The 14,353-nt window shown below is 43.4% G+C and carries 14 protein-coding genes and 1 riboswitch; of the genes, 13 read left to right on the top strand and 1 reads right to left on the bottom strand.

Annotated elements, in window-relative coordinates:
• Positions 1-45: 45 nt before the first annotated feature.
• From MHH65_RS13175 to MHH65_RS13140, 8 genes are all read left to right on the top strand, one after another.
• Positions 46-630, top strand: coding sequence for a TetR/AcrR family transcriptional regulator (locus tag MHH65_RS13175; protein WP_024423221.1), 585 nt, complete (start codon positions 46-48; stop codon positions 628-630).
• A 26-nt stretch (positions 631-656) separates the two neighbouring features.
• Positions 657-1,436, top strand: coding sequence for an enoyl-CoA hydratase (locus MHH65_RS13170; protein ID WP_039180497.1), 780 nt, complete (start codon positions 657-659; stop codon positions 1,434-1,436).
• Positions 1,437-1,471: 35 nt separating this feature from the next.
• The gene (locus MHH65_RS13165; protein ID WP_048239049.1) at positions 1,472-2,245 is read left to right on the top strand and encodes an electron transfer flavoprotein subunit beta/FixA family protein; all 774 of its coding nucleotides are present in this window, start codon (positions 1,472-1,474) and stop codon (positions 2,243-2,245) included.
• 43 nt (positions 2,246-2,288) lie between these two features.
• A complete protein-coding gene (locus tag MHH65_RS13160) occupies positions 2,289-3,266 on the top strand; it encodes an electron transfer flavoprotein subunit alpha/FixB family protein (RefSeq protein ID WP_024427172.1) in 978 nt (325 codons plus the stop codon).
• Positions 3,267-3,341: 75 nt separating this feature from the next.
• A complete protein-coding gene (locus MHH65_RS13155) occupies positions 3,342-4,820 on the top strand; it encodes an alpha-N-arabinofuranosidase (protein ID WP_197198338.1) in 1,479 nt (492 codons plus the stop codon).
• Positions 4,821-5,066: 246 nt separating this feature from the next.
• Positions 5,067-5,381 (top strand): thioredoxin, encoded by a 315-nt coding sequence (gene trxA / locus MHH65_RS13150; protein WP_007501629.1) that lies wholly within the window; start codon positions 5,067-5,069, stop codon positions 5,379-5,381.
• 139 nt (positions 5,382-5,520) lie between these two features.
• Complete coding sequence (gene uvrC, locus MHH65_RS13145; RefSeq protein WP_098677025.1) at positions 5,521-7,293, top strand: excinuclease ABC subunit UvrC; 1,773 nt, start codon at positions 5,521-5,523, stop codon at positions 7,291-7,293.
• Positions 7,294-7,354: 61 nt separating this feature from the next.
• Positions 7,355-7,532: riboswitch (Lysine riboswitch) on the top strand.
• 133 nt (positions 7,533-7,665) lie between these two features.
• Positions 7,666-8,901: an aspartate kinase gene (locus tag MHH65_RS13140; protein ID WP_268414140.1), complete on the top strand. Its 1,236-nt coding sequence runs from the start codon at positions 7,666-7,668 to the stop codon at positions 8,899-8,901.
• A gap of 154 nt (positions 8,902-9,055) precedes the next feature.
• Here MHH65_RS13140 and MHH65_RS13135 read toward each other — a convergent pair whose 3' ends face one another.
• Positions 9,056-9,499: a YslB family protein gene (locus MHH65_RS13135; RefSeq protein WP_024423214.1), complete on the bottom strand. Its 444-nt coding sequence runs from the start codon at positions 9,497-9,499 to the stop codon at positions 9,056-9,058.
• Positions 9,500-9,782: 283 nt separating this feature from the next.
• Here MHH65_RS13135 and MHH65_RS13130 point away from each other — a divergent pair, with 283 nt between their 5' ends.
• The 5 genes from MHH65_RS13130 to MHH65_RS13110 all read left to right on the top strand — a co-directional run bounded on the left by MHH65_RS13130 (position 9,783) and on the right by MHH65_RS13110 (position 14,335).
• On the top strand, positions 9,783-10,391 hold the full coding sequence (locus MHH65_RS13130) for a succinate dehydrogenase cytochrome b558 subunit (RefSeq protein ID WP_024423213.1): 609 nt from the start codon (positions 9,783-9,785) through the stop codon (positions 10,389-10,391).
• Positions 10,392-10,428: 37 nt separating this feature from the next.
• The gene (gene sdhA, locus MHH65_RS13125; RefSeq protein ID WP_024423212.1) at positions 10,429-12,189 is read left to right on the top strand and encodes a succinate dehydrogenase flavoprotein subunit; all 1,761 of its coding nucleotides are present in this window, start codon (positions 10,429-10,431) and stop codon (positions 12,187-12,189) included.
• Between the two features lies 1 nt (position 12,190).
• Positions 12,191-12,955, top strand: coding sequence for a succinate dehydrogenase iron-sulfur subunit (gene sdhB, locus MHH65_RS13120; RefSeq protein WP_060596956.1), 765 nt, complete (start codon positions 12,191-12,193; stop codon positions 12,953-12,955).
• Between the two features lie 121 nt (positions 12,956-13,076).
• Entirely contained in the window at positions 13,077-13,538 is a 462-nt protein-coding gene (locus MHH65_RS13115) for a thioesterase family protein (RefSeq protein WP_024423210.1), read from the top strand.
• Positions 13,539-13,615: 77 nt separating this feature from the next.
• The gene (locus MHH65_RS13110; protein WP_268414137.1) at positions 13,616-14,335 is read left to right on the top strand and encodes a biotin--[acetyl-CoA-carboxylase] ligase; all 720 of its coding nucleotides are present in this window, start codon (positions 13,616-13,618) and stop codon (positions 14,333-14,335) included.
• Positions 14,336-14,353 lie beyond the last annotated feature (18 nt).

Genomic DNA, 14,353 nt, shown 5'->3' with positions numbered 1-14,353 from the left:
AGTTATGAATGAATGCTCATTCAATTTAGAAAGGGACGAAGCACATTGAAGCAGAAAAGACCGAAGTACATGCAAATTATTGATGCAGCAGTTGTGGTGATTGCAGAGAACGGCTATCATCAATCACAAGTTTCAAAGATTGCGAAACAAGCAGGGGTTGCAGACGGAACCATTTATCTCTACTTCAAAAACAAAGAGGATATTCTCATCTCATTGTTCAAAGAAAAAATGGGACAATTCATCGAACGGATGGAGACAGATATTCAAAAGAAGCCGTCTGCCAAAGAAAAGCTTCTACTGTTGATTGAGGAGCATTTTCGCATGCTGGCGCAAAATCATCATTTGGCTCTTGTGACACAGCTTGAACTCAGGCAGTCAAACCTTGAGCTGCGGCAAAAAATCAATGAGGTGCTAAAAGGGTATTTAAATATGCTCGAGTCGATTTTAACAGAAGGAAAGAAAACAGGAGAATTTAGACAAAATTTAGATGTCCGCTTAGCGAGACAAATGGTATTTGGGACGATTGATGAAACCGCAACAACATGGGTCATGAATGATCAAAAGTATGATCTGCCTGCACTCGCAGAAAATGTACATGATCTACTGTTAAACGGAATACATCAATCCTAAAGACAATGTGAAAAAGGATGATTGACATGGAAAAAATACTCAGCTTACATCATGAAGGACAGACAGCGCTCATCACGATTCAGAACCCACCTGCAAATGCCTTATCCTCTCAGCTGCTCACAGAGCTTAATGACATGTTCGATGAGCTCGAACAGAATGAAGAAGTAAGAGCGATTGTGATCCACGGAGAAGGCAGATTCTTCTCAGCAGGTGCTGATATTAAAGAATTTACGACTTTACAGGAAGAGTCTGATTATGCAAGCCTCGCTGATAGAGGACAGCAAGTCTTTGAACGGATTGAACAGTGTCCAAAGCCAGTCATTGCCTCGATTCACGGAGCAGCATTAGGCGGAGGCCTTGAGCTTGCCATGTCTTGTGATATCCGAATCGCAACAAAAGATGCGAAGCTTGGACTGCCAGAACTAAACCTTGGCATTATTCCAGGATTCGGCGGCACGCAGCGCCTACCGCGCTACGTTGGTTCTGCTAAAGCGCTTGAAATGATGGGAACAGCTGAACCGATTACAGGTGAAGAAGCATTTGCCTGTGGACTTGTTACAAAGCTGGCAGAAACAGAGGAAGAAGCGCTCGAAGCGGCTAAAACACTTGCAGGGAAATTTGCAGCGAAAAGCCCAAAATCACTTGAATATGTGCTTGATTTATTGAACGCAACAAAATTGTATTCATATGACGGCGGAATGAAGCTGGAAGCCAAGAAATTTGGTGAGGTTTTCCAATCAAATGACGCCAAAGAAGGCATCCAGGCCTTTATCGAAAAGCGCAAACCGAACTTTAAAGGGGAATAAATAAGGGATAAGTACGACACAAGGGGGAGAAATAGATGAATATATTTGTTTTGATGAAGCGTACGTTTGACACGGAAGAGAAAATTTCTATTCAGTCTGGTGCAATTCAAGAAGATGGAGCAGAGTTCATTATTAATCCTTATGACGAGTATGCCATTGAAGAAGCCATTCAGCTTCGCGATGAGCACGGGGGAGAAGTGACCGTTGTGACAGTTGGCGGTGAGGATGCTGAGAAACAGCTGAGAACAGCACTTGCTATGGGCTGTGACAGGGCCGTCTTATTAAACGTCGAAGATGACTTAGAAGAGTGGGACCAATATTCAGCTTCTACCATTCTTTATCACTATTTAAAAGACAAAGAGGCTTCCTTAATCTTAGCAGGGAATGTAGCAATTGACGGCGGCTCTGGACAGGTAGCCCCGCGTCTTGCTGAATTACTTGGCTTTTCATATGTAACAACCATAACAAGTATTCAAATTGACGGCAGCTCTGCGTCGATTGAACGAGATGCAGAGGGTGATGTGGAAGTCATTTCTGCCGAACTCCCGCTTGTCGTCACAGCGCAGCAAGGACTCAATGAGCCTCGCTATCCATCATTACCAGGCATTATGAAGGCAAAGAAAAAGCCTTTAGAAGAATTGGAACTTGATGATTTAGATCTAGATGAAGACGATGTACCATATAAAATCAAAACAATTGAACGTTTCTTACCGGAGAAAAAAGAGGGTGGCAAGGTGCTGAGCGGCGAGCTTCAGGATCAAGTCAAAGAACTGACAGATCTACTCAGAAATGAAGCAAAAGTCATCTAAACATCCACTTTACGATATCACGAGAACAAGGGGGAGCTTGAAGATGAGTAAAAAAGTTGTTGTACTTGGAGAAAGTCGTGACGGTAAATTAAGAAATGTGACATTTGAAGCCATTGCTGCCGCTCACAAAGTGGCAGATGGCGGTGAGGTCATTGGCGTGTTAATAGGGGATGACGTCAAAGGCCTAGCGGATGAACTGCTTTACTATGGAGCAGATCATGTGATGATTGTGGAGCATCCACACCTTTCATATTATACGTCAGATGGTTTTGCGCAGGCGCTTCAAGCCATATTAGATCAGGTTGATCCCGATGCTGTGCTATTTGGCCATACATCGATCGGAAAAGACTTGTCGCCGAAAATAGCCGCACGTCTCCAGACTGGCTTGATCTCAGATGCGATCGATGTAAGCGTTACCGGCGAACATCTTGTTTTCACTAGACCAATTTACTCTGGAAAAGCCTTTGAAAAAGTCATTTCGACAGACCGTCTGCTTCTAGCGACCATCCGGCCAAACAACGTGGCACCACTTGAACGGGATGCGTCACGAGGCGGAGAAGTCACACCGGTTTCTGTCGATATTCAGAACTTGCGTACAATCGTGAAGGAAGTCATTAAAAAAACGTCAGAAGGTGTAGATTTATCTGAAGCAAAGGTCATTGTTGCTGGAGGGCGCGGGGTTAAGAGCAAGGAAGGCTTTGAACCGCTGAATGAACTCGCTGAGACGCTGGGGGCAGCAGTCGGAGCCTCGCGCGGAGCCTGTGATGCTGACTACTGTGATTATGCCCTGCAAATTGGTCAAACGGGAAAAGTCGTCACACCTGATCTTTATATTGCATGCGGAATATCAGGAGCGATTCAGCATTTAGCGGGAATGTCTAACAGTAAAGTCATTGTCGCAATCAACAAGGACCCAGAAGCGGAAATCTTCAAAATCGCCGATTACGGAATCGTTGGGGACTTGTTTGAGGTGGTACCGCTTTTGAATGAAGAGTTAAAAAAGATGAATATCCACTCGTAACGCTCATACACTCAGAATGCCTAGGTATTCTGGGTTTTTTTGTATGTGATCAAGAAGAAAAGGAGCGGTTGACAAGTGAAGGGGACAGTAAAAGTCAATGACGTGATCGGACGCATTTCTAAACACATTTATGGGCACTTTCAGGAGCATTTAGGGAGAGGGATTTATGACGGGATTTGGGTAGGAAAAGACTCAGAGATTGATCATATTGAAGGGATTCGTACCGATGTGCTGAAGGCTCTTCAAGCATTACATATTCCGGTGCTGAGGTGGCCGGGGGGCTGCTTCGCAGACGAGTATCACTGGGCAAATGGTGTAGGTGATTTGAGTGAACGAAAGCCGATGGTAAACACCCATTGGGGTGGTACGGTTGAATCCAATGCATTTGGTACGCATGAATTTATGGCATTGTGTGAGCTGCTTGAATGTGAGCCTTACATTTGCGGCAATGTGGGAAGCGGGTCTGTTCAAGAATTAGCCGATTGGGTCGAATACATGACATTTCCAAAAGGGACACCTATGTCAGACTGGCGCATTAAAAACGGAAAACAAGAACCTTGGAAGCTGACCTATGTTGGTGTAGGCAATGAAAGCTGGGGCTGCGGCGGGAATATGACGCCTGAATACTATGCAGATTTATATAAACGCTATCAAACATACGTAAGAGAGTTTGCAGGGCAGCGTATTTACAAAATCGCCTGCGGCGCGAACTCTAATGATGTGAATTGGACGAAAGTATTGATGGAGCGGGCTGCACCGTGGATGGATGGGCTCAGTTTACATTATTACACCGTACCTGGTACATGGGAGAAGAAAGGATCAGCGACTGAATTCGATGAGGATGAATGGTTTATCACGCTGAAAAAGGCCTATGAGATGGAACGGCTTGTCGAAGACCATGGAGAAATCATGGATCGTTATGACCCAGACAAGCGAATCGGGATGATTATTGATGAATGGGGGACATGGTATGATCCAGAGCCTGGTACAAATCCTGGGTTTTTGTACCAGCAAAACACATTAAGAGATGCCCTTGTGTCCGCCCTCCATTTTCATATTTTTCATCGCCATTGCGAGCGGATTCACATGGCAAATATCGCTCAGACAGTCAATGTGTTGCAAGCGATGGTACTAACAAAGGACGAAAAGATGCTTCTGACGCCTACGTATCATGTATTTCACATGTTTCAAGTGCATCAAGAGGAAGAAGCGCTTGAAGTGGAGTTCGTTTCACCGCCGTATGAACGAAGAGGTGAAAAAATTCCTCAGGTTAGTGTGTCAGCCTCGCGTTCATCAGATAAGATGCATATCAGCTACTGTCATCTGAATCCGCATGAACAAAGAGAGATATCCCTTGCCATTGAAGGGATTGATGAACAAACGAAAGTCACTGGACGTGTGCTGACGGCTGATCGCATGAATGCGCATAATACATTCGATGATCCTCATTCTGTTCAGCCAAAAGACTTTCAGCAAATGACTGTAAAGCCCGGCGAATTAACGGTAGAGCTGCCGCCAATGTCAGTGGTCATGATAACTGTCGACCTCGCTTAATTGCATATTTCGATGTTTGATGAGAAGAATGTTGGGGCATCATACATTGTAAATGAAGCGGAAAGGGTGTCATGTCATATGCTTAGAACCATTCTAATGATCATCGGTGCGATTGTTGTTATTGGTGCGATTATACGGTTTGTTTTTTAATTCATTTCCTAAAAAATGATTCGTAAGCATTTCATTCGCAAGTCACATTGGTAGATGCTATACTAAAAAGCATAATTTACATTGGAGGAATGAATAATGGCAATCGTAAAAGCTACTGACGCAACATTTTCACAAGAAACTGCAGAGGGTGTTGTTCTTGCAGACTTTTGGGCACCATGGTGTGGACCTTGTAAAATGATTGCTCCAGTTCTTGAAGAACTTGATCAAGAAATGGGCGACAAAATGAAAATTGTAAAAATTGATGTAGACGATAACCAAGAAACTGCTGGTAAATACGGCGTTATGAGTATCCCAACACTTCTTGTTTTAAAAGACGGTGAAGTTGTAGAAACTTCTGTTGGTTTCAAACCAAAAGAAGCACTTGCTGAACTTGTCAACAAACATCTATAAATCCATCCATGCCCAAGCGGCATAATCATTGAAGCGGTTCTCGTAAAGACGAGAGCCGCTTTTCTTTCAACATGGTATAAAACAAATGTTCGTGATACACTAGAAGGAGTGAAAGAGGAAAACAAGGACGGATGAAAATATGAACAAATTAATTAAAGAAAAGCTGTCAGTCCTGCCGGATCAACCAGGCTGTTACTTAATGAAAGATAGACAAAATACGATCATTTATGTAGGTAAGGCAAAGGTTTTAAAAAACAGGGTGCGCTCTTATTTCACTGGATCACATGACGCCAAAACGCAGCGGCTTGTCAGTGAAATTGAAGACTTTGAATACATTGTCACCTCTTCTAATATCGAGGCGCTCATTTTAGAGCTGAATTTAATCAAAAAATATGACCCAAAATACAATGTCATGCTCAAGGATGACAAGACGTATCCTTTTATAAAAATTACGAATGAACGCCATCCTAAGCTGATCGTCACCCGCAATGTAAAAAAGGACAAAGGAAAATATTTCGGTCCATATCCAAACGTACAAGCGGCTCGAGAAACGAAAAAGCTGCTCGACCGCTTATATCCACTGAGAAAATGCGCCACCCTGCCTGACCGCGTCTGTCTTTATTATCATCTTGGACAATGTCTTGCGCCATGTGTGTATGATATTTCCGAGGAAACGAATAAGCAGCTCGTGGACGAAATCACAAGGTTTCTAAACGGAGGACATCAGCAAATCAAAAAAGAACTCACCGAAAAGATGCAGGAATCTGCTGAGAATTTAGAGTTTGAACGGGCAAAAGAACTGAGAGACCAAATCGCTTATATCGACTCAACGATGGAAAAACAGAAAATGACGATGAGTGATTTATCAGATCGAGATGTCTTTGCCTATGCCTATGATAAAGGCTGGATGTGTGTTCAAGTTTTCTTTATCAGACAGGGGAAATTGATTGAACGTGATGTCAGCCTGTTCCCAATGTATCAGGACCCTGAGGAAGAGTTCCTCACGTTTATGGGGCAATTTTATGAAAAGAACAACCATTTTCTGCCGAAGGAAATTTTGGTGCCGGACAGTGTCGATCAAGAGATGATTGAGCAATTGCTTGAGACGAACGTTCACCAGCCGAAAAAAGGAAAGAAAAAGGATTTACTTTTACTTGCCCATCAAAATGCCAAAATCGCCTTAAAAGAAAAATTTTCGCTCATTGAGCGTGATGAAGAGCGGACAATTGGTGCGGTGAAACAGCTCGGGGATGCGCTTAATATTTATATGCCATACAGAATCGAGGCATTTGATAACTCAAATATTCAAGGGGCAGACCCGGTTTCTGCCATGGTCGTCTTTCAGGACGGGAAGCCCTATAAAAAGGAGTACCGAAAATACAAAATTAAAACCGTCTCAGGGCCAGATGACTATGCATCCATGCGTGAAGTCATTAGAAGACGATATACCCGCGTGTTAAAGGATGAACTGCCGCTGCCAGATTTAATTTTAATTGACGGAGGAAAAGGACAGATCAACGCAGCCATCGATGTGCTTGAAAATGAATTGAATCTGTCTGTCCCAGTCGCAGGTCTTGTAAAAGATGAAAAACACCGGACATCGAATCTCATGATGGGAGATACACTTGAAATTGTTGCGCTGGAGCGGAATAGCCAGGCCTTTTACTTATTGCAGCGCATTCAAGATGAAGTGCACCGGTTCGCCATTAGCTTTCACCGGCAGCTGCGCGGGAAAAATGCATTCCAGTCTATTTTAGACGATGTACCTGGTATCGGAGAGAAGCGTAAAAAGCAGCTCCTCAAACATTTTGGCTCTGTGAAAAAGATGAAAGAAGCCTCTATCCAAGACTTTCAGGAGGCTGGCATTCCGAAACAGACGGCTGAACTTTTAATGGAAGCATTAAAAAAATAGATTGTACTTTTATTAAAAGTCTGTTAAGATGTGACTAATTTAATAAATGAACGTGTTGTTTGTTGAAGATAGAGGTGCGAACTTCAAGAGTAAGCCTTCGGAGATCGATGGGATCTAAGAAGAGGGCTGAAAGGGGAGCGTCGCCGAAGTGAATAAAATCCACTCATTTTATTCGCTGGCTGTACATTGAAGAAATGTAGGGCTGTCAAGAATTCATTTCTTGGAGGGCTATCTCATTGTTTGCATCGTTTAATGATGATTTTAAAGCAATGGGAGATTTGTTCTCTCATTGCTTTTTTATTTGCAGTGAGCGGACAGTCTCCAAAGCTGCCTCTTCTCTCACACGTGAACTTTTGAAAAAGGGTGGTAGACATGGGACTAATTGTACAAAAATTTGGCGGAACTTCCGTTGGGTCGACAGAAAAAATTCGCAATGCCGCAGAGAGAGTGATCGATGAACGCGAGGCAGGACATGATGTGGTTGTGGTTGTATCAGCGATGGGCAAATCAACGGATGTTCTAGTAGACCTAGCGAAAGAACTCACAGACGATCCAAGCAAAAGAGAAATGGATATGCTGCTCGCAACTGGTGAGCAGGTGACCATTTCATTATTATCGATGGCGCTACAAGCAAGAGGTTATGATGCCATTTCCTTTACAGGCTGGCAGGCTGGTATGAAAACAGAGCATGTACACGGAAATGCAAGAATTGTGGACATTGATGAATCAAGAATAAAAGAGGAATTAAGTGCGGGGAAAGTCGTTGTTGTGGCAGGCTTCCAAGGAATTGCAGATGACTTACATATCACAACTCTTGGCCGCGGCGGATCAGATACAACAGCTGTGGCACTGGCTGCCGCACTAAAAGCTGATAAATGTGATATATACACAGATGTACCAGGAGTGTTTACGACAGATCCGCGTTATGTATCATCTGCGCGGAAACTTGCAGGCATTTCATACGATGAGATGCTTGAGCTGGCTAATTTAGGAGCTGGGGTTCTGCATCCAAGAGCTGTTGAATTTGCGAAAAATTATCAAGTCCCGCTAGAAGTCCGTTCTAGTATTGAAAATGAATCGGGTACGTTAATTGAGGAGGAATCATCCATGGAACAAAACTTAGTCGTCAGAGGCATCGCATTTGAAGATCAGATTACACGTGTGACAGTGTGCGGGCTTTCAAGCGGTTTAACAACATTATCGACCATTTTTACGACGCTTGCGAAACAGAATATCAATGTCGATATCATCATTCAGTCTGCCACAAGCACCAATCAGACGTCGATCTCTTTCTCTGTCAAAACGGATGATTTGTCCAAAACAGTTGAAGTATTAGAAGAATATAAAGGGGCGCTTGGCTACGAACAGATTGAGACAGAAAGCAAATTAGCAAAAGTATCCATCGTGGGATCTGGAATGGTCTCAAATCCAGGGGTAGCTGCTGAAATGTTTGCTGTGTTAGCGCAAAAAGACATTCAAGTGAAAATGGTCAGTACGTCTGAAATCAAAGTCTCAACGGTCGTTGGCCGTGATGATATGGTCAAAGCGGTTGAAGCGCTGCATGACGCGTTTGATTTATCAAAGGTGAGCGCCGCTGCTCACTCTTAAAAAGGTAAAGAGGTGATCTCACGAAAGAGGGTCGCCTCTTTTTTCTATATGGAAACGGCTGAAACGGGCGTAAACCCATTCATTAAGTATGCTATGATAGATGTAGACATATAAAAAAGGCGTGACCTGAAGTCCGCGCCTTTTATCAAGAGTATTAGCTAGGGTCTCTTAAATCCCATTTAACGGTTAAAATGACTTTCTCAGCACGCTTTTTCACTTGTTCGTAGGATTCAGCCACGTGCTCATTTAGAAGCTGAATTTGTTCAGCAATAAAACCCGCTTCCATCTGAAAGCATGGCTCCTTTTGATAGGTGAGTCGATTTGATACTAGTGGACCTTCGAGCTCAAACTCAATTTCCTGTTTTTTCGAATGGACCATTGTGAGAGTCCCCCATCCGGCATCATGGAAAAATTCGGGGATCTTCTCCCATGACTCTTGAGGAAATTTACGAGCAAGCAGTTTACCCGCAAAATACATCATAGATGAATGGTCCTGACCAAGAATATCAGGCAGCAGAACTTCGCGTATCAGCTCGTAGGCAAATCCATTGACTTCAATTTCTTTTAGCTGTTCTAAGTTAGATTCGAATTTATTCATTGTACGGCTCCCCTCTTTCAACAATTTATTATAGCTTATGTGGGCATATGATGACAGAGTTTTCCCTGAAGTCTAAGAAATTCTTATTGTAGTAAAACGAATTTTGATTTAAAACTTTTAAATTTCGGAAAATTTTAATTTATGTACGCGGTTTCTTGACGCTTTTTTGACATAGGAGTAAAATGAAATTGTCAATAAATTTGAATAAAGTGCTTACAATTGAAAGAAGCGGGGGTAAGACAATTTTCAAGCAATTGCACTTTTTTTACTAGGGGGTAAAGTAATGTCGGGGAACAAAGAATTTTTTTATCGGAGATTGCATTCTTTGCTTGGCGTCATTCCGGTCGGTCTATTTTTAATACAGCACTTAGTGGTTAACCACTTTGCGACAAATGGACCAGAGGCGTTTAACAAAGCTGCACACTTTATGGAACAGCTTCCTTTCAGATATGCACTTGAGCTGTTCGTGATTTTCTTACCACTGATCTATCATGCTGTTTATGGGGTGTACATAGCCTTTACGGCACAAAACAACACGTCTCGCTTCAGTTACTTAAGAAACTGGCTGTTCAGATTGCAAAGAATTTCAGGTATTATCACATTGATTTTTGTCTCTTGGCACGTATGGGAAACACGAATTCAAGCTCAGCTTGGAGCTGAAGTCAACTATGACATGATGGCGAATATTTTAAGCTCTCCATTTATGCTAGGCTTCTATATTGTCGGCGTTTTATCTACTATTTTCCACTTTGCTAATGGCTTGTGGTCATTTGCTGTCAGCTGGGGAATTACTGTTTCACCACGCTCACAACGAATCTCCACATATGTGACATTAGGTATATTTATAGCGCTTTCATATGTAGGGCTAAGAGCAATTTTCGCTTTTGTTTAAGAGGAAATAGATTAGTAGAAGAGGGAGAGGGGCTACAATGAGTAATTCTAGCATCATCGTTGTCGGAGGCGGCTTAGCTGGTCTCATGGCAACTATTAAAGCAGCAGAAGCGGGAACAGCTGTTCAACTATTTTCAATCGTACCTGTGAAACGTTCGCATTCTGTATGTGCACAGGGCGGAATCAACGGAGCGGTCAATACAAAAGGTGAAGGGGATTCACCTTATGAGCATTTTGATGACACGGTATACGGCGGAGATTTCTTAGCCAACCAGCCGCCAGTAAAGGCAATGTGTGAAGCAGCGCCGTCCATTATCCACTTACTTGATCGTATGGGTGTTATGTTTAATAGAACACCAGAGGGATTATTGGACTTCCGCCGCTTCGGGGGAACACAGCACCACCGTACCGCGTTTGCTGGAGCTACAACAGGCCAGCAGCTATTATACGCACTGGATGAGCAGGTTCGCCGCTATGAAGTAGCAGGACTTGTCACGAAATATGAAGGCTGGGAATTCCTTGGCGCTGTTTTAGATGACGAGGAAGTATGCCGCGGGATTGTCGCGCAAAACTTGACGACAATGGAAATTGAATCCTTCCGATCAGATGCAGTTATCATGGCAACAGGCGGTCCTGGAATCGTGTTCGGTAAATCAACAAACTCTATGATTAACACTGGATCTGCAGCATCTATCGTCTATCAGCAAGGTGCGCATTATGCAAATGGAGAATTTATTCAAATTCACCCGACAGCGATCCCAGGAGATGACAAGCTTCGTCTTATGAGTGAATCAGCTCGTGGTGAGGGCGGACGTGTTTGGACATATAAAGACGGGAAGCCTTGGTACTTCCTTGAAGAAAAATACCCAGCATACGGGAACCTTGTACCACGTGACATTGCAACGCGTGAAATCTTTGACGTATGTGTCGAGCAAAAGCTTGGCATCAACGGAGAGAACATGGTATATCTTGATCTTTCTCACAAAGATCCAAAAGAGCTTGATATTAAGCTTGGCGGAATCATTGAAATCTATGAAAAATTCATGGGTGACGACCCGCGTAAGCTGCCGATGAAAATCTTCCCGGCTGTTCATTACTCTATGGGCGGATTATGGGTCGATTATGATCAAATGACGAATATCAAAGGTCTATTCGCTGCCGGAGAATGTGATTACTCAATGCACGGCGGAAACAGACTTGGTGCAAACTCACTTCTTTCTGCGATTTACGGCGGAATGGTCGCTGGACCAAATGCGGTGAAGTACATTAACGGTCTTGAAAAATCTGCGGAAGACCTTTCTTCTGCACTATTTGACAGCGCCGTGAAGAAAGAGCAGGAGAAATGGGACAACATCCTCAGCATGGATGGTACTGAAAATGCGTACGTGCTTCATAAAGAGCTTGGAGAATGGATGACGGATAACGTTACAGTGGTTCGTTACAATGACAAACTCTTAAAAACAGATCAGAAGATCGAAGAACTAATGGAACGCTACAAGAAGATCAACATCAATGATACCGCATCATGGAGCAACCAAGGCGCTGCCTTCACGCGTCAGCTTGACAATATGCTTCAGCTGGCAAGAGTCATTACGATCGGGGCATATAACCGGAATGAAAGCCGAGGCGCACACTATAAACCGGAATTCCCAGAAAGAAACGATGAAGAATTCCTTAAAACAACGATGGCTACGTTCAAAGGGAAAAATCAAAAGCCTGCATTCCACTATGAGGACGTCGATGTATCGTTAATTGCACCTCGTAAACGAGATTACTCGAAGAAAAAGGTGGAGAAATAAGATGAGTGAAAAAAACACAATTCAATTCATTATCACACGTCAAGATACAGCAGATGGAAAGCCTTATGATGAGGAATTCGAAATCCCTTACCGTCCGAATATGAACGTCATTTCTGCACTCATGGAAATTAGACGTAACCCGGTCAATAAACAAGGTGAAAAAACAACAGCGATCAACTGGGACATGAACTGTCTTGAAGAGGTGTGCGGAGCTTGTTCCATGGTTATTAATGGAACACCGCGCCAGTCATGTACAGCACTAATTGATCAATTAGATCAGCCGATTCGTCTCCAGCCGATGAAGACATTCCCGGTCGTGAGAGACTTGCAGGTTGATAGAAGCCGCATGTTCAACTCCTTGAAAAAAGTAAAAGCATGGGTGCCGATCGATGGCACATATGATCTTGGACCTGGACCAAGAATGCCTGAGAAAAAACGTCAATGGGCGTATGAGCTTTCTAAATGTATGACATGTGGTGTCTGCCTTGAAGCTTGTCCAAACGTAAATGATAAGTCTTCCTTTATGGGCCCTGCTCCGCTTTCGCAAGTTCGTCTATTTAACGCACATCCGACAGGTGCGATGAATAAGTCTGACCGTCTAGAAGAAATTATGGGAGACGGCGGTCTTGCGAACTGCGGGAACTCTCAAAACTGTGTGCAGGCTTGTCCGAAAGGAATCCCGCTGACAACGTCAATTGCAGCACTTAACCGAGATACAACATTACAAGCTTTCCGTAACTTCTTCGGAAGCGATCACGCAGAATAACATCACATTCAGTCCTCTTTGCCAATCATGATGAGTGTTTACAAGAGGCTGGATGGAACACAAAATAAACGCCTCTTCCAATATGGGAGAGGCGTTTATTGATGAATAAGGAGATGATGAAGTGAGACTTCCATCATATATTGAGGAACCATTTGAAGAATGGAGAGCATCCTTTCGATTTTATGTCGAAACGACTGTCCGTTTTTCAGAAACGGATATGTTCGGCCATATGAACAATGTCACCCCTTTTGTGTATTTTGAAGAAGCACGGATTGCCTTTTTTCAAAAAACAGGAATTGTGGATAAACGAATGAAACGTGTGAAAGAGACGATTACAGTCGTGGCAAACCTGCAATGTGATTACATCAAACAGGTGGAGATTGGGGAGCGGCTTCGTGTGTATGTAAAGCCGGAAAAAGTCGGATCAAGCTCACTTATCCTTCATTATTTAGGAGAAAACGAGCAGCAGGAACCATGCTTTACAGGCTCAGTCACCATGGTGCAAATTAATAAAGAAACAGGCGCATCTGTCCCATTTACAGAGGAAGAAAAAGAGACATTTCAAGCTCAGCGAAATGGGTAGCATGCAGCCTCAGCAACGTGTAAGCTTCATTTTGTTATAATAAAAAGACCATATTAAGAAGAACAAAAGGAGAACACATGAAGATTTTTCAATATGACACCATTGATAGTACAAATAATGAAGCGAAAAGGCTCATTCAGCAAGGAGTAAAACCTTCATTTGCTGTCTATGCACATCAGCAGACAGAAGGGAGAGGCAGGCTAGGCAGACCGTGGGAAACGCCAGCAGGGAATGTCGCTTTGACCATGACGGTTTTGCCGCCAGAAGAACTCTCCACCCAGTCAACGATTGCTCCGCTGACGGCACTAGCAATCTACGATGTACTCAAACCTCTCATAAGGGCTGAGGATCAGCTGGCGATCAAATGGCCAAATGATATTCTCATCAATGAAGCAAAGGTATCAGGCACATTGATTGAAGCGGACCGTAACGCCATTTATATCGGAGTTGGCATCAATGTGAAGACAAAGCCGGAGCACGTTCCGTACAAAACCATTTGTCTATCAGAGCTTACAGAGGTAAAAGCCGATCAGCTTGTGAAGGAACTTGCCGCCGCTTTTGAAAAATATCATACACGCTGGAAGAATGAAGGGTTTGAAGCACTCACTTCCCTCTATAACAAACGGTTATATCGTCTTCATAAACCGCTGCGGATCTCGTTAGACCGTGAAAAACAAACATGGGAAGAGGGCATTTGCTGCGGAGTCAACCGCTACGGTCATCTCCAGCTCAAAGATGAGAAAGGGCAAATAAAAGCTCATTCTGCCGGAGATATCGATGCACCGCTTCAGCATTAAAAAAAGCAGACGAGAACA

Source organism: Bacillus sp. FSL L8-0654 (assembly GCF_038629965.1).
GTDB lineage: Bacteria > Bacillota > Bacilli > Bacillales > Bacillaceae > Bacillus > Bacillus safensis.
Note: the sequence above shows the minus strand (reverse complement) of the source record. Positions and strands in the feature narration are given on the sequence as shown.